Raw genomic sequence first — 13,757 nt, 5'->3', positions numbered from 1 at the left:
AGTGCTTAGACCCTCGGCAACCACATCACCGCCGTCAACCCACCGCCCGGTGTATCTTCCAGGCTCAGGTGGCCGCCGAGTCGCTCGACGGCCTCCCTGGCAATGGTCATCCCCAAACCGACCCCTCCGGAATTGCGGTTGCGCGAACCCTCCAGGCGAAAGAACGGCTCGAACACCGCTTCGCGCTTATCGGCGGCGATTCCCGGGCCGTGGTCGATCACCCGTATCACCAGGGCGCCGCGGCTGTCGGCCAGTTCTACCCGGGCGGTGCCGGCATAGCGCAGGGCGTTGTCGATCAAATTGTTCAGGCATGAGCGCAGCGCCATCGGCTGTACCTGCAACGGTGTACAGGTGCCGGAAAATTTCACGTCGCGGCCTTGGTCCTGAGCGTTTTCACTCAGGGATTCCACCAATGCCTGTACGTCGAGCCAATGCCGTGTCTCGCTGGTGCGCTGTTCGTGCAGGTAGCTCAAGGTGGCATCCAGCATGCCGATCATGTCGTCCAGGTCTTGGCGCATCTGACCTTGCAACTTGGGGTCTTCGATCTGTTCCAGGCGCAGCTTGAGGCGCGAGAGGGGGGTGCGCAGGTCATGGGAGACCGCGCCGAGCATGCGGGCGCGCTGGCTGACTTGTTCGCGGATGCGCTTTTGCATCAGGTTGAAGGTCGAGGCCGCCTGGCGCGCTTCGCGAGGGCCGGATTCCACCAGGGGCGGGCTGTCGAGGTCGACGCTCAAGCGCTCGGCCGCCGCGCTCAGGCGCTGGATCGGCCGGCTCAGCAGTTTGGCGCCGTACCAGGCGGCGATGATCAGCGAGATAAATTGAAATGTCAGGGGTACCACCGGGCCGCCAAACCAGGGGCGAGGCGCCTTGCGCAAGGGCGTGAGACTGCCGTCCGGTTGTTCGACGAACGCCGCGCGGGGCGGTGGCGGCGGGCCGTAGTGGTGGAACCAGAAGAACGCCAGCACATGGGCCAGCACAATCGCCACCAGCAACAGGCCGAACAGTCGCCCGAACAGCGTATTGAAGGGCGCGCGCATCAACCGATATCCCGGGCGTCGAACAGGTAGCCTTCGCCGCGTACGGTCTTGATCAGTTGCGGAGCCTTGGGGTCATCCCCCAGCTTCTGACGCAGGCGCGACACCAGCAAGTCGATGCTGCGATCAAAGGCCTCGATAGAGCGCCCACGGGCCGCGTCCAACAGCTGTTCGCGGCTCAGCACACGGCGCGGGCGTTCGATGAACACCCACAACAAACGAAACTCGGCGTTGGACAGCGGCACCACCAGGCCATCATCGGCCACCAACTGGCGCAGCACGCTGTTCAGGCGCCAATTGTCGAAACGGATATTGGCCCGCTGTTCGGTGCGGTCATCACGCACCCGGCGCAAGATTGTCTGGATACGCGCGACCAGTTCCCGGGGTTCGAACGGCTTGGACATATAGTCGTCTGCCCCCAGTTCCAGGCCGATGATGCGGTCGGTGGGTTCGCAGCGGGCGGTGAGCATCAGGATCGGAATGTCCGACTCGGCGCGCAGCCAGCGGCACAATGTCAGCCCGTCTTCGCCCGGCAGCATCAGGTCGAGCACCACCACATCGAAGGTCTCCGCTTGCATGGCTTGGCGCATGGCGGTGCCGTCGGTGACGCCTGAGGCGAGAATATTGAAGCGTGCCAAGTAGTCGATCAGCAGTTCGCGGATCGGTACGTCGTCGTCGACAATCAGCGCGCGGGTGTTCCAGCGCTTGTCTTCGGCGATCACCGCGTCTTTTGGCGCTTCGTTTACAGGGTCGCAAGGGGTATGCATAGCGAGGTCATCTGCCTGATTGTGGCTGTCAGCATAGGCGCCCAGTTCCAGGGCTGGAAGTGCTGGGCGGGCGGTCATGTGCGCGAGGCTAGCCGGACGGCGTATTGAGGGCATGTCGTGAATGTATCGGCGCTGAAACAATCATCCTGAATCGCCTATATTGGGCGCTTGATCGGTATTTACCGATCATCGGATCCCGCAACGGCGCTGCTTGCGCTACAATCCGCGCCGATTTCGACTTGCCTGAGAGCCCATTCCAATGTCCGTCTGCCAGACTCCTATCATCGTCGCCCTGGATTACCCCACCCGTGACGCCGCACTGAAGCTGGCTGACCAGTTGGACCCCAAGCTTTGCCGGGTCAAGGTCGGCAAGGAACTGTTCACCAGTTGCGCGGCGGAAATCGTCGGCACCCTGCGTGACAAAGGCTTCGAAGTGTTCCTGGATCTGAAATTCCATGACATCCCCAACACCACGGCGATGGCCGTCAAAGCCGCGGCCGAGATGGGCGTGTGGATGGTCAATGTGCACTGCTCCGGTGGCCTGCGCATGATGAGCGCCTGCCGCGAAGTGCTGGAACAGCGCAGCGGCCCAAAACCGTTGTTGATCGGTGTAACCGTGCTCACCAGCATGGAGCGCGAGGACCTGGCGGGCATTGGCCTGGATATCGAGCCGCAGGTTCAGGTGTTGCGCCTGGCAGCCCTGGCGCAGAAAGCCGGCCTCGACGGCCTGGTGTGTTCAGCCCTGGAAGCCCAGGCCCTGAAGAACGCTCACCCCTCGCTGCAACTGGTGACACCGGGTATCCGTCCTACCGGCAGCGCCCAGGATGACCAGCGCCGCATCCTGACCCCACGCCAGGCCCTGGATGCGGGCTCGGATTACCTAGTGATTGGCCGTCCGATCAGCCAGGCGGCGGATCCTGCCAAGGCGTTGGCAGCGGTCGTCGCCGAGATCGCCTGATTTTTAGAGCGGCAAAAATGTGGGAGCTGGCTTGCCTGCGATAGTATCAACTCGGTATCACTTAGAGACCGAGTTGCTTGCATCGCAGGCAAGCCAGCTCCCACATCTGTTTTTGTGGTGTGTCAGCTGACTTTGAGCACCAACTTCCCGAAGTTCTCGCCATTGAACAGCTTCATCAGCGTTTCCGGGAATGTCTCCAGCCCTTCGACAATATCTTCCTTGCTCTTGAGCTTGCCCTGGGCCATCCAACCGGCCATTTCCTGGCCCGCCGCCGCGAAGTTCGCCGCGTGGTCCATCACCACAAAGCCTTCCATGCGCGCACGATTGACCAGCAATGACAGGTAGTTGGCCGGGCCTTTGACCGCTTCCTTGTTGTTGTACTGGCTGATTGCGCCGCAAATCACTACGCGGGCTTTGAGCGCCAGGCGGCTGAGCACGGCGTCGAGAATATCGCCGCCGACGTTATCGAAATACACGTCCACGCCTTTGGGGCACTCGCGCTTGAGGGCGGCGGGCACGTCTTCAGTTTTGTAGTCGATGGCGGCGTCGAAGCCCAGCTCATCCACCAGGAACTTGCACTTTTCGGCGCCACCGGCGATCCCCACCACGCGACAGCCTTTGAGCTTGGCGATCTGCCCGGCGATGCTACCCACGGCACCGGCAGCACCGGAGATCACCACGGTGTCACCGGTTTTCGGGGCGCCGGTCTCCAGTAGGGCAAAGTACGCCGTCATGCCGGTCATGCCCAGGGCGGACAGGTAGCGGGGCAGAGGTGCCAGCTTGGGGTCCACCTTATAGAAACCACGGGGCTCGCCGAGGAAGTAATCCTGCACGCCCAGTGCACCGTTTACGTAGTCCCCCACCGCGAAGTTCGGATGCTTCGAGGCAATCACCTTGCCTACGCCCAAGGCGCGCATCACTTCGCCGATGCCTACTGGTGGGATGTAGGACTTGCCTTCATTCATCCAGCCACGCATGGCCGGGTCGAGGGACAGGTATTCATTGCGCACCAGCACTTGGCCGTCCTGGGGTTCGCCCACTGGCACTTCCTGGTAAGTGAAGGTCTCTCGCGTGGCGGCACCGACCGGGCGTTTGGCGAGCAGAAATTGGCGGTTGGTCTGGGCGGTCATGGCAAGGACTCTTTAGAAATGGAACATGAGTGATAGACCCTCAGTGGCAGAAGGGCAAGGGTGTGCAAAGCAGGCGAATGCCCGGTAATAGGCTTCGCTGATAATCAGCCGGGCGGCTTTATCACTGCGATTCATGCAGCGCCAACCGGCCTTCTGATAGTGCTGACGCACGGCTGCGGGCGTTGGCTAGACTCGCTCCACCGTTACTAACCCCCACAGGACAGTTCCCATGAGCATGACGTTTTCCGGCCAGGTCGCCTTGGTGACCGGCGCCGCTGCTGGTATTGGCCGCGCCACCGCGCTGGCATTCGCCGCCGAAGGCTTGAAGGTGGTGGTCGCGGACCTTGATGTGGCAGGAGGCGAGGGCACTGTGGCACTGATCCACCAGGCCGGTGGCGAAGGGATATTTGTGCGCTGCAACGTCACGCTCGACACGGACGTGCAGCAATTGATGGCACAAACCGTCGCCACCTATGGGCGCCTGGACTACGCCTTCAACAACGCCGGCATCGAGATCGAAAAGGGCAAGCTGGCCGACGGCAGTCTTGATGAATTTGATGCCATCATGGGGGTTAACGTCAAAGGCGTGTGGCTGTGCATGAAGTATCAGTTGCCGTTGCTGTTGGCCCAGGGCGGTGGGGCCATCGTCAACACCGCATCGGTGGCGGGGCTGGGGGCGGCACCGAAGATGAGCATCTATGCGGCGTCCAAGCATGCGGTGATTGGCCTGACCAAATCGGCGGCCATCGAGTACGCGAAGAAGAAAATTCGCGTGAATGCCGTCTGCCCGGCCGTGATTGATACCGACATGTTTCGTCGCGCCTATGAGGCCGACCCACGCAAGGCTGAGTTTGCCGCAGCCATGCACCCGGTGGGACGCATTGGCAAGGTTGAGGAAATCGCCAGCGCCGTGTTGTACCTGTGCAGTGATGGCGCAGCGTTTACCACCGGTCTGGCCCTGGCGGTGGACGGTGGCGCGACGGCGATCTAGGACCGCGCTTGGCACGCTGTTTGAAAAGAGCGCGGGGTGATGTGGGGCGTTTCCATAGCTGGCAGAGTGCCGTGGCTGAATATGTTTCCGAAGGTAAATAATCTAATAAAATCAATACTTTAATAAAACTTGGCGACCGGTTTTACTAGGCTTCTGTGCTTAACTGTTTTGGGTTAACAGACAGTTTAAGTGAGTGGCTCATGGATTTAGGGATCGATCGACAAGCCCTGGTACCGGTTGTTCAGCAGATCGTCGGCGCGGTGGCAGAATGGATTCGCAAGGAGGGGGTGAGCCCTGGCACACGCTTGCCGTCCATTCGCCAATTGGCCCTCGATAACCTGCTGAGCCAGTCCAGCGTGATCGAGGCATTCGAGCGCTTGGTGGCCCAGGGGCTGCTGGCTCCCAGGCAGGGTTCGGGGTTCGTGGTGGCGCATCCCGCCACGGCCCACGAAAACCATTGGTATGAAGGTGCGGAACAAGGCTGGGGTGCATTTACCGATAGCCCGCTGGGCGAGCTGAAGTTGGGCTGCGGTTGGTTACCCGACACTTGGCGCGAAAGCGATGACATCAGCTACGCGATCCGTGAACTGAGCCGTACCGACACTGGTGGCCTGTTCAACTACAGCACACCCTTGGGGCTGCCGGCGTTGCGCGAACAACTGCTCAAGCGCCTGACGCAGATTCACGTGCCCGCCAGCCTGGACTGTATCCTGACCACCCATGGCGCCAGCCATGCCCAGGACCTGCTGATACGCACGTTGCTCAAGCCCGGTGATGAGGTGGTGGTCGAAACACCCGGGTATGGCAATCTCTACCGCCAACTGGCCTTTCGAGGGGTCACGCTGCTGCAAGTGCCACGTGCCCATGGCGGCCCGGATATCCCGGCATTGGAAGCGCTGCTGCAAACCCATCGGCCCAAGTGCCTGTTCATCAACAGCCTGTATCACAACCCCACCGGCACCAGCCTGTGCCGTCCGGTGGCGGAGCGGTTGTTGGAGCTGGCCCGCGAACTCGACTTCCTGATTATCGAAGAGGATGTGTACGGCGACCTGCAGCATGCCAGTTGCACGCGCTTGTCAGCGCTGGCCCATGATGATCGGGTGATCTATGTGTCGAGCTTTTCCAAAACCCTGAGCAGCGCCCTGCGCGTGGGTTACCTGTGTGCCAGTGCTGCGATCATTACGCAATTGGCCCAGCTCAAGACCCTGACAGGCATCGGCACTTCACGGTTTGCCGAAGCCATGGTGGCGACGTTGCTGAGTAACGGCACTTATCGTAAGTGGATGCAGCGCCTGCGCAAGCGCTTGAATGCGCAGATGGCCGCCACGTTGCAGGTACTGGAGGATGAAGAGTGGCAGGTATTTGCCGCACCCGCGGGCGGTATGTTCCTGTGGGCACGACCAGGCATGGCCGACCCCTCGCGATTGCAAGCCTGCGCCCAGCGGCTGGGTGTGTTGCTGTCGCCCGGCGCATTGTTCAGCCCCACGGGTGAGCGCAGCGAATGGTTACGCATCAATGTGGCCTACGCGGCTGATCAACGCGCATTGACGCTGTTCCGAGCCATGGGCGCGGCAAGATCGACCTCGACCATTCTGAAAACGACGCGCATGTAGCTTTTTGCCATTATTCCGGCGCCAGCGGCTTGTGCTCAGTGCCTCGGGGTTGCGAATCTCGCTGCTTGTAAACCTGGCTTATGGCATTTGCCATTGCAAGAGGATCAAGTGCAATGATTTCGGGCGTGCAACGACGTTTCGCCAACCTCGGTATGGCAAAAAAACTCGGCTTGGGGTTTACCCTGGTACTGCTGCTGACGGCCTTGGTAGCGGCCATCGGTGTGTGGTCCCTGCAGACCATCGGCCAGCGCTTCGAAGGCCTTACGTCGATGTCCACGCTCAACAGCGACCTGCTCAAGGTGCGCTTGATCGAGCAGGACTATGCGTTGCACGCCGACCCCAAGGCCGTTGATGCCCTGCATGCCAGTGTCGATGCGCTGCTGGCCCAGGCCAGGCGTCTCAAGGCTCGGTCTGCCAGCAACGAGCGAGTGATGGGTGACGTTGAGCAAGCCTTGGTCGCCTATCGCCAGGCATTCGATGAGTTCGTCGAGTTGACCCAGACCAAGGACCTCGCCCTGGAAATGGCCAGTTGGTCGGTGTCCAGCGTGGCCAATAACCTGGATGTGCTGCAAGCCGGGCTGGCGGACGACGGTGCCTATGGCCTCAAGGAAAGCCAAGGCAAGGAGGGCGCGGAGTTTATCGAGCAGGCGGGGCAGGTCAGCCAGGTGTCGCGTCTGATGTTGCAGGCCATGAACGAGGCGCGGGTGCGCCTGGATCAGAGCCGCAGGGCGGACGCAGACGACGCCGGGCAGGGCAAGATCGAGCAAGCCGACCAGGCCCTGGCTGAAGTCGAGAAACTCAAAACCACGGTCAAGGACCCCGGCTACCAGACCGTGCTCAATGAAGTCTCCGGGCATATCGCGTCGTTCAGTGAAAAGCTCGGCGAATACACAGGGCTGTTGGCCCAGGAAAAAGTGGTCTACACCCAGTTGCATGACCGCGCCGAGCAAGTGGTGAATCGGGTCAACCAGGCGTACGCCGCCGAAGACCAGTCCATGCAAACGCAGTTGCAGCACAGCACGCTGCTGATCATCGGTTCATCTGCCCTGGCGCTGCTGGTGGGCTTGATCGCTGCATGGGTGATCACCCGCTTGATTGTTGCGCCGTTGCGGGCGGTGATCGCCGTGGCTCAGCAGATCGCCTCGGGTGACCTGAGTGGGCGCATGGAGATCAGCCGGCGTGATGAAATCGGCCAGCTGATGCAGGCGATGCAGCAGATGGGCAACAGCTTGAGCCAGATGGTCAGCGGGTTGCAGGCGGGGATCGAACAGCTCGCCAGCTCCGCGCATTCATTGTCCAGCGTCACCGAGCAAACCACTGCCGAAGTCAGCAACCAGAAGGACGAAACCGAGCAAGTCGCTACGGCGATGAACCAGATGACCGCCACGGTGCACGATGTGGCACGCAATGCCGAGCAGGCTGCCCAGGCCGCGCAGACCGCGGATGCCAAGGTCGATAGCGGCCAGCAGGTGGTGCGCATGAGTCTGCAGCGTATCGAGTTGCTGGCCACATCCAGCAACAGTGCCAGCGCCAGTATCGAAAGCCTCAGCGCGCAAATCCAGAATATAGGTACCGTCTTGAGCGTGATCCAGAGCGTGGCCGAACAGACCAACTTGCTGGCTTTGAACGCTGCGATTGAGGCGGCGCGTGCTGGTGAGCAGGGGCGTGGCTTTGCAGTGGTGGCCGATGAAGTGCGGGCATTGGCCAAGCGCACCCAGCAATCGACCGAGGAAATCGAACGGCTGGTCAGCACGCTGCGCAGTGCGGCGCAGTCCTCGGTGCAGCAGATCCAGCAGAGTGGCGAGTTGGTGAAGCTGGCGGTCAGTGATGCGCTGGAAACCGAAGGAGCCTTGGGCAGCATTGCGGCGGCTGTTTCATTGATCCAGCAGATGAACCAACAGATCGCCGCCGCCGCCGAGGAGCAAAGCTCGGTGGCCGAAGAGATCAACCGCAGCGTCACCAGTATTCGGGCGAGTGCCGATCATTCGGCGTTGAGCATGCAAGGCAATGCCGCCTCGAGCATCCAGTTGGCGCAGTTGGGCGCGCAACTCAAGGGGATGGTGGGGCATTTCCGCCTTTGATCGCAGCGTAGACGCTGCGATCTGAGGGCAGGACGATCAGGCGTGGTTGGCGAGGAAGGTCAGCAGCGCCTCGTTGACGAAGTCGGGGTTCTCGCGGCTTGAGATATGCCCAGCCTCGGGGATCAGGATCAGGTCGCAACCAATCTGGTCGGCCATTTCCTTGGATTCTGCAGGTGGCCGGGGTTTGTCCTGTTCGCCGCACATCACCAAGGTGGTGTCGGCGTCCAAGCCAGGTAATTGCTCCAGGATGTCTTCGCGGCTGAAGATCAGGCGGCCCAGCGGCACGATACTGTCCAACAAACGTTCTCTGGGGAAGTCTTGCAGTGACTGGCGAAAATCCCGGTACAGCGCGGATTCGCGGTCGATGCCCGGGCGGAAGAAGATCGGTGCGATCACATCCAGCAACGGTTCCGGGATCGCCCCGGCGTCTTCAATCATCTTGAACAGGGAGAAATAGTACTGGCGCGTTGCTTCGGGTTCGGCCCCGAGGTAGGTGTCCATCAGCACTACGCTGTTGATGCGCTCGGGAGCCTGCAATGCCAGGCGTGCGCCCCACATGCCGCCGACCGAGAGGCCCACCAGGTTGGCTTGCTCGATACTAAGATGATCCAGCAACGCCAGGGCCTGGCGGGCGAGGTCATCCAGGGAATGAGTGGGTGCTGGCAACGGCCCGGACTCACCGTGGCCCCACAACTCGGGGACGATCACGCGGTATTGCTGCGACAGCGCTTCAATCTGCGGCGCCCACATGTCGCTGGCCCACAGGTAACTCGAACCCAGTAGCACGACAGGGCCGGCGCCCTGGTCGATATAGTGCAGCGGTTGTCCATCAATCACGGCGACAGGCATAACAGGCCTCTAATTTCACGGAGTGAGGGGCACTTTTTTACGCTAGTCGGGAGCGGGGGGATAGGTGCACATTGATGGCATGTGATGATTTCACTGTGGGAGCTGGCTTGCCTGCGATGAAGGCCTGCCAGCCGATGCTCACCTACCTGACACCCCACAATCCCACTGTGGGAGCGGGCTTGCTCGCGAAAGCGGTGTGTCAGTCAACATCAATGTTTGCTGGGCCGACGTCTTCGCAGGCAAGCCACCACCTTTGATCTTCGTTGCTATGAGCATTGGGTTCGCGATGCCATCAATCGTAGATCGCTTTCTTCTTCCACTCGGCGTCGGCATCGACGACTTTCAAGCCCTCGGTCAGCTCGTTGACTTCGTCCTCGGCCGGCTTGCTGTTGGTCAGCACTGTGGAGTTGGCGCGCGCCAGTTGGGACTCCAGCAGTTGCAACTGGGCGCTGTAGAGCACCGGCTCCGGTTGTTTGCGCAGGTACTGCACGCCGCGCTCGAACGCCAGGCGTGCCTGGCCGGGTTGGCCTTGCAGCAGGGCGTGCTGGCCGAGGTTGTTGAAAAACTCGATATGCAGCAGCACCAGGATATGACGGATTTCCTTGATCCAGTGCTTGGCCTCGTTGGTCGGCAGGAAGCCATCCTGGGCGGCGCGGGTGACTTGGCCGTGCAGGGCTTCGAGTAGGAAGCGCACGTCCTTGGCCTTGGCTTCGGTCTGGATCGGGGCCGGTGGGTTGGGCACCGGAATCGATTCGCCTTGGGCGATCAGCGCATTCAGTTCGTTGATGCGGGCCTTGAGCGGTGTGCTGGACTTGTTGAGGTTCAACAGGCGCTGGTTGACGTTCAGTTCCAGGCGAGCCAGCAACAGCTTGAGCGCTGGGGTCATCAGTTGGCCGGGGAAGGTCTCGGTGATTTCACCGCAGCGACGCAGCCGATCGTTAAGCTCGATCTCGGTACGCTTCTTTTCCAGCTTGTTGTTTTCCACCACGTGGTTCATGTAGCCAATGGCGATCAGTATTACGATCCCGGCTATTACCAGCAGGGTGATCATGAGTGGTGTCACCGGTGTGACCTCTTTAATAGGGTGTGCTGTGGAGTGTAGTGACTGGGTCATCCGGCGGATAGGACCGATCGACCAGTTGCCCAGGTGATTTCTTCTATATAGGTAGGCGCTTCCTGAATGGATGCACATTGCCATCATTTGTCAGGGTGAACTATAGCGTCTTGTCGAACGCCAGAATATAGGCGCCAAGGCTCGGACGGTGCCAATGCCCGCGAAGGCCGTGAAACCATGGCGAAGTCATTGATTTAAATAAATTTATCCTTGGGGGTTGACGACCTTTCAATCCATCCATAGAATGCGCGCCACTTACAGCGTAAAGCACACAGCGAAACGCGGTAGGGAGTGAATGTTGTAGGTGTGTCCCCTTCGTCTAGTGGCCTAGGACACCGCCCTTTCACGGCGGTAACAGGGGTTCGAGTCCCCTAGGGGACGCCATATGCGGGAATAGCTCAGTTGGTAGAGCACGACCTTGCCAAGGTCGGGGTCGCGAGTTCGAGTCTCGTTTCCCGCTCCAATTTACAAGCAGTGTGGCCTTCGGGCGGCATTGAGTGAAACCAGGACCAAGTCTTCGGACAAGGCCTCTGGGCACTGGAACACACACCATGTGTTTCAGTAGCGTGTCCCCTTCGTCTAGTGGCCTAGGACACCGCCCTTTCACGGCGGTAACAGGGGTTCGAGTCCCCTAGGGGACGCCATTTGCGGGAATAGCTCAGTTGGTAGAGCACGACCTTGCCAAGGTCGGGGTCGCGAGTTCGAGTCTCGTTTCCCGCTCCATATTTAACGAAAACGCCGATCAGTGATGATCGGCGTTTTTGTTTGTGCGCAATTTACTTCGCCAGCGCACCACCCCGTTCAAAGCGTCGAAGGGATCTCTTGCCGTGGCATGAAAAAACGCGCAAACAGTTCGGACTGAGATTTGATATTCAGCTTGCTGTAGATGTTGCGGCGGTGGACCTTGATGGTTTCTGTCGACAGCGACAGCTTGCCGGCGATCTCTTTGTTGGAGAACCCACTGAGGAGTAACTTGAGCACGTCCTTTTCACGTGCCGTTACTTGTGTTTCCAACTGAGTAAGTGCCTCGGCCCATGGGGCCGGCTCGGCGAGGTTTTTCGTCGGGTCAGTTTCAAAAAACATGCGTTGATGCATCAATGCCGTCACCCACGGCTTGATCAGGTCCAATACTGTTATCTGCGCCTGGGTGAATCGCAGGTTGCTGCCAAACGACATGCACAGCGTTGTGCCGGCATCGAGCCGTACATTGTATTGCGCCTCATCGACCGAGATGTATTGCGCGAAATATTGTTGGTAGTACTCGGTTTCCCGGAAGTGTTCCGGCGCAATATCGAGCAGATGGAAGAACCCGCTCTGTGGGTTTTCTCGATCAGCGATATAGAACGGGTCCAGCAGATACAGGCCTTTCACATAGCGGTGAATAAAGGCGTCGATTTCTTCGCTGTCTGCTACTTCGGGCAGGCTGATCACGCGCACCGCGTGGTCGCCAAAAACCAGCACCACCCAATTATCTATCTGCACATATTCATTCAATACGCGAATCAACGAACTCCAGAACTCCGGGCGATTGAGCTGCATGATCAGTTTTCCAACCGATCGGTGCCAAGCCAGGCTATGAAGGTCAAGCGACATGTTCTACCCCTTTAGGGTTAGGGCTTTGCAGGCCAGAGCTAAGTACTTGTAGGTATTTACTATTCGTTGATGCTCGGTATATTCACCCCGAGCTTACGATAGCCATGAAGGCGTGTCGTGTGGACAGGGATAGTCATATGAGTCGAGCACACTTGCGAGCTATTTTTTTAGCTTCGCTCCTGGGGGCTGCAACCAGCACGCCCGCAGCCGCCGCTGAATCTTCGGTGTATCTGTATAACTGGTTCGGGTTTCTTGAACCGCAGACGCCCAGGCAATTCCAGCAGGAGACCGGCATCAAGCTGCATATGGATGCTTTCGACAGCGCCGAAATCATGCAGAGCAAGGTCATGGCTGGGCGCACCGGCTATGACCTGGTCGTGGCCACCTCCAATGTATTACCCGGCTTGATCAAGGCTGGGGTGCTGCAGCCGCTGGATCGCGCGCAGTTGAGTAACGTTTCGCACATCGACCCTGACATCCTCTCCCTGCTGGCGGTCAATGACCCAGGCAATCGCTACGCCGTGCCCTATGTCTGGGGTACCACTGGCATTGGCTACGACGTGGATAAAGTCAAGGCGGCGCTGGGCGATGACGCCCCGGTGGACAGTTGGGACCTGATCTTCAAAGAAGAAAACATCAGCAAGCTCAAGTCTTGTGGCGTAGCCATGCTCGACTCCCCCAGCGAAATCATTTCGATCGCCTTGCACTACCTGGGGTTGCCCAGTAACAGTACCGATCCAGAGGATTACCAGAAGGCCCAGGCGCTGCTGTTGAAAATCCGTCCCTATGTGCTCTATTTCGACTCGTCCAGAATCGACGCCGACCTGGCGGACGGCAATATCTGTGCAGTCGTCGGCTGGGCCAATGGTGCGCTGGCCGCTCAGGCGATTAATGAAAAGTCCAACAGCGGCCGCAAGATTGCCTACAGCCTGCCGCGCGAAGGCGCCTTGGTCTGGTCTGAAAACTGGGTGTTGCTCAAGGATGCTCGCCACCCAAAGGCCGCTCTGGCGTTCATCAACTACATGCTGCAGCCGCAGGTGATAGCCAAGACGTCCAACTACATGCTCTATCCCAACGCCAACAAAGATGCCACTGAGTTCGTCGAGCAAAAGTTGCGGGATAACCCTTGGATTTATCCCGATAAAAAGACCATGGCCACACTGGTTCCGCTTGAGCCCTTGCCGCTGAAGGCGGAGCGCATTCGCACACGGGTCTGGACCAAGGTCAAAAGCGGTACGTGACGGGGTCGGGGAGGGAGACAGCATGCGCCAGGGTCGTGATCAGCGTTATTTAGAGTCGGACGACTACAAGGCCTACAAAGAGATTGAAGAACAGATCGGCCTCTGTACGCCAGAGCAAGCCTGGGCCATGTATTACGTTTCGACGGGCATGGTGCGTGAAAACATTACCCTGGCCGTGATGGAGCACATTGGCCGGGGCAATCGTGCCCTGTTGCTTGAGTTTCCAGACCTGCTGCGAATCGCAGGGCGTGACGCTGAGCCGGGGGAGATCGCCTCCAACTGGCCTCTGCTGCGAAGGCGTCGTCGGTAAGTCTACTCTGCGTATCTCTGGAGGGGCGAGGTGCAGGCGGTTGTAGGTTATTATTGTGAGGCTTGTAGGGAAAGTC

General features: G+C 59.6%; 12 protein-coding genes, 4 tRNA genes and 1 pseudogene. 11 read left to right on the top strand and 6 right to left on the bottom strand.

Annotated elements, in window-relative coordinates:
- Positions 1 to 5: 5 nt before the first annotated feature.
- Entirely contained in the window at positions 6 to 1,037 is a 1,032-nt protein-coding gene (locus ACP7CZ_RS23690) for a sensor histidine kinase (protein WP_089042712.1), read from the bottom strand.
- The gene (locus ACP7CZ_RS23685; RefSeq protein ID WP_034127268.1) at positions 1,037 to 1,801 is read right to left on the bottom strand and encodes a response regulator; all 765 of its coding nucleotides are present in this window, start codon (positions 1,799 to 1,801) and stop codon (positions 1,037 to 1,039) included. Before ACP7CZ_RS23685 ends, ACP7CZ_RS23690 begins: the two co-directional genes overlap by 1 nt.
- A 259-nt stretch (positions 1,802 to 2,060) precedes the next feature.
- Between ACP7CZ_RS23685 and pyrF the strand changes: the two genes are divergently transcribed.
- Positions 2,061 to 2,759, top strand: coding sequence for an orotidine-5'-phosphate decarboxylase (pyrF, locus tag ACP7CZ_RS23680; protein WP_003190068.1), 699 nt, complete (start codon positions 2,061 to 2,063; stop codon positions 2,757 to 2,759).
- Between the two features lie 122 nt (positions 2,760 to 2,881).
- Here pyrF and ACP7CZ_RS23675 read toward each other — a convergent pair whose 3' ends face one another.
- Positions 2,882 to 3,889 (bottom strand): NADP-dependent oxidoreductase, encoded by a 1,008-nt coding sequence (locus ACP7CZ_RS23675; protein ID WP_089042713.1) that lies wholly within the window; start codon positions 3,887 to 3,889, stop codon positions 2,882 to 2,884.
- A 229-nt stretch (positions 3,890 to 4,118) separates the two neighbouring features.
- On the opposite strand from ACP7CZ_RS23675, the gene ACP7CZ_RS23670 reads away from it, so the two are divergent.
- The 4 genes and pseudogenes from ACP7CZ_RS23670 to ACP7CZ_RS23655 all read left to right on the top strand — a co-directional run bounded on the left by ACP7CZ_RS23670 (position 4,119) and on the right by ACP7CZ_RS23655 (position 8,574).
- On the top strand, positions 4,119 to 4,880 hold the full coding sequence (locus ACP7CZ_RS23670; protein WP_262020438.1) for an SDR family oxidoreductase: 762 nt from the start codon (positions 4,119 to 4,121) through the stop codon (positions 4,878 to 4,880).
- A gap of 200 nt (positions 4,881 to 5,080) precedes the next feature.
- Positions 5,081 to 6,493, top strand: a complete 1,413-nt coding sequence (locus tag ACP7CZ_RS23665) for a PLP-dependent aminotransferase family protein (protein ID WP_054898851.1) — start codon at positions 5,081 to 5,083, stop codon at positions 6,491 to 6,493.
- A gap of 80 nt (positions 6,494 to 6,573) precedes the next feature.
- Positions 6,574 to 7,716 (top strand): annotated as a pseudogene (locus ACP7CZ_RS23660) (HAMP domain-containing protein); the annotation flags it as partial.
- Positions 7,693 to 8,574 (top strand): methyl-accepting chemotaxis protein, encoded by an 882-nt coding sequence (locus tag ACP7CZ_RS23655; protein WP_370721009.1) that lies wholly within the window; start codon positions 7,693 to 7,695, stop codon positions 8,572 to 8,574. The pseudogene ACP7CZ_RS23660 and the gene ACP7CZ_RS23655, both read left to right, overlap by 24 nt.
- A 36-nt stretch (positions 8,575 to 8,610) precedes the next feature.
- On the opposite strand, the gene ACP7CZ_RS23650 is transcribed toward ACP7CZ_RS23655, so the two are convergent.
- Positions 8,611 to 9,423, bottom strand: coding sequence for an alpha/beta fold hydrolase (locus tag ACP7CZ_RS23650; protein WP_294156088.1), 813 nt, complete (start codon positions 9,421 to 9,423; stop codon positions 8,611 to 8,613).
- Positions 9,424 to 9,715: 292 nt separating this feature from the next.
- Positions 9,716 to 10,486, bottom strand: coding sequence for a hypothetical protein (locus ACP7CZ_RS23645; RefSeq protein WP_034127216.1), 771 nt, complete (start codon positions 10,484 to 10,486; stop codon positions 9,716 to 9,718).
- Positions 10,487 to 10,845: 359 nt separating this feature from the next.
- On the opposite strand from ACP7CZ_RS23645, the gene ACP7CZ_RS23640 reads away from it, so the two are divergent.
- The 4 genes from ACP7CZ_RS23640 to ACP7CZ_RS23625 all read left to right on the top strand — a co-directional run bounded on the left by ACP7CZ_RS23640 (position 10,846) and on the right by ACP7CZ_RS23625 (position 11,260).
- A tRNA-Glu gene (locus tag ACP7CZ_RS23640) sits at positions 10,846 to 10,921 on the top strand.
- 3 nt (positions 10,922 to 10,924) lie between these two features.
- A tRNA-Gly gene (locus ACP7CZ_RS23635) sits at positions 10,925 to 11,000 on the top strand.
- A gap of 105 nt (positions 11,001 to 11,105) precedes the next feature.
- A tRNA-Glu gene (locus ACP7CZ_RS23630) sits at positions 11,106 to 11,181 on the top strand.
- A gap of 3 nt (positions 11,182 to 11,184) precedes the next feature.
- Positions 11,185 to 11,260: transfer RNA gene (locus tag ACP7CZ_RS23625), tRNA-Gly, on the top strand.
- 78 nt (positions 11,261 to 11,338) lie between these two features.
- On the opposite strand, the gene ACP7CZ_RS23620 is transcribed toward ACP7CZ_RS23625, so the two are convergent.
- Entirely contained in the window at positions 11,339 to 12,130 is a 792-nt protein-coding gene (locus tag ACP7CZ_RS23620; RefSeq protein ID WP_054898854.1) for a helix-turn-helix transcriptional regulator, read from the bottom strand.
- Between the two features lie 137 nt (positions 12,131 to 12,267).
- Here ACP7CZ_RS23620 and ACP7CZ_RS23615 point away from each other — a divergent pair, with 137 nt between their 5' ends.
- Both ACP7CZ_RS23615 and ACP7CZ_RS23610 read left to right on the top strand, forming a co-directional pair.
- Positions 12,268 to 13,371, top strand: coding sequence for a polyamine ABC transporter substrate-binding protein (locus ACP7CZ_RS23615; RefSeq protein ID WP_057978149.1), 1,104 nt, complete (start codon positions 12,268 to 12,270; stop codon positions 13,369 to 13,371).
- A 22-nt stretch (positions 13,372 to 13,393) separates the two neighbouring features.
- On the top strand, positions 13,394 to 13,681 hold the full coding sequence (locus ACP7CZ_RS23610; RefSeq protein WP_054920042.1) for a hypothetical protein: 288 nt from the start codon (positions 13,394 to 13,396) through the stop codon (positions 13,679 to 13,681).
- The last annotated feature ends 76 nt before the right edge of the window (positions 13,682 to 13,757 follow it).

The sequence above is a fragment of the Pseudomonas sp. DWP2-2 genome (genome assembly GCF_049897065.1).
GTDB lineage: Bacteria > Pseudomonadota > Gammaproteobacteria > Pseudomonadales > Pseudomonadaceae > Aquipseudomonas > Aquipseudomonas paracarnis.
The sequence above is the reverse complement of the archived record's forward strand: the minus strand, read 5'-3'. Positions and strand labels throughout refer to the sequence as shown.

What these genes read in the sequence shown, in the direction of transcription:
- ACP7CZ_RS23620 (WP_054898854.1), bottom strand. Translation starts at nt 12,130, where the DNA reads ATGTCGCTTGACCTTCATAGCCTGGCTTGGCACCGATCGGTTGGAAAA.
- ACP7CZ_RS23670 (WP_262020438.1), top strand. Translation starts at nt 4,119, where the DNA reads ATGAGCATGACGTTTTCCGGCCAGGTCGCCTTGGTGACCGGCGCCGCT.
- ACP7CZ_RS23665 (WP_054898851.1), top strand. Translation starts at nt 5,081, where the DNA reads ATGGATTTAGGGATCGATCGACAAGCCCTGGTACCGGTTGTTCAGCAG.
- ACP7CZ_RS23685 (WP_034127268.1), bottom strand. Translation starts at nt 1,801, where the DNA reads ATGCATACCCCTTGCGACCCTGTAAACGAAGCGCCAAAAGACGCGGTG.
- ACP7CZ_RS23675 (WP_089042713.1), bottom strand. Translation starts at nt 3,889, where the DNA reads ATGACCGCCCAGACCAACCGCCAATTTCTGCTCGCCAAACGCCCGGTC.
- pyrF (WP_003190068.1), top strand. Translation starts at nt 2,061, where the DNA reads ATGTCCGTCTGCCAGACTCCTATCATCGTCGCCCTGGATTACCCCACC.
- ACP7CZ_RS23615 (WP_057978149.1), top strand. Translation starts at nt 12,268, where the DNA reads ATGAGTCGAGCACACTTGCGAGCTATTTTTTTAGCTTCGCTCCTGGGG.
- ACP7CZ_RS23690 (WP_089042712.1), bottom strand. Translation starts at nt 1,037, where the DNA reads ATGCGCGCGCCCTTCAATACGCTGTTCGGGCGACTGTTCGGCCTGTTG.
- ACP7CZ_RS23650 (WP_294156088.1), bottom strand. Translation starts at nt 9,423, where the DNA reads ATGCCTGTCGCCGTGATTGATGGACAACCGCTGCACTATATCGACCAG.
- ACP7CZ_RS23610 (WP_054920042.1), top strand. Translation starts at nt 13,394, where the DNA reads ATGCGCCAGGGTCGTGATCAGCGTTATTTAGAGTCGGACGACTACAAG.
- ACP7CZ_RS23655 (WP_370721009.1), top strand. Translation starts at nt 7,693, where the DNA reads ATGCAGGCGATGCAGCAGATGGGCAACAGCTTGAGCCAGATGGTCAGC.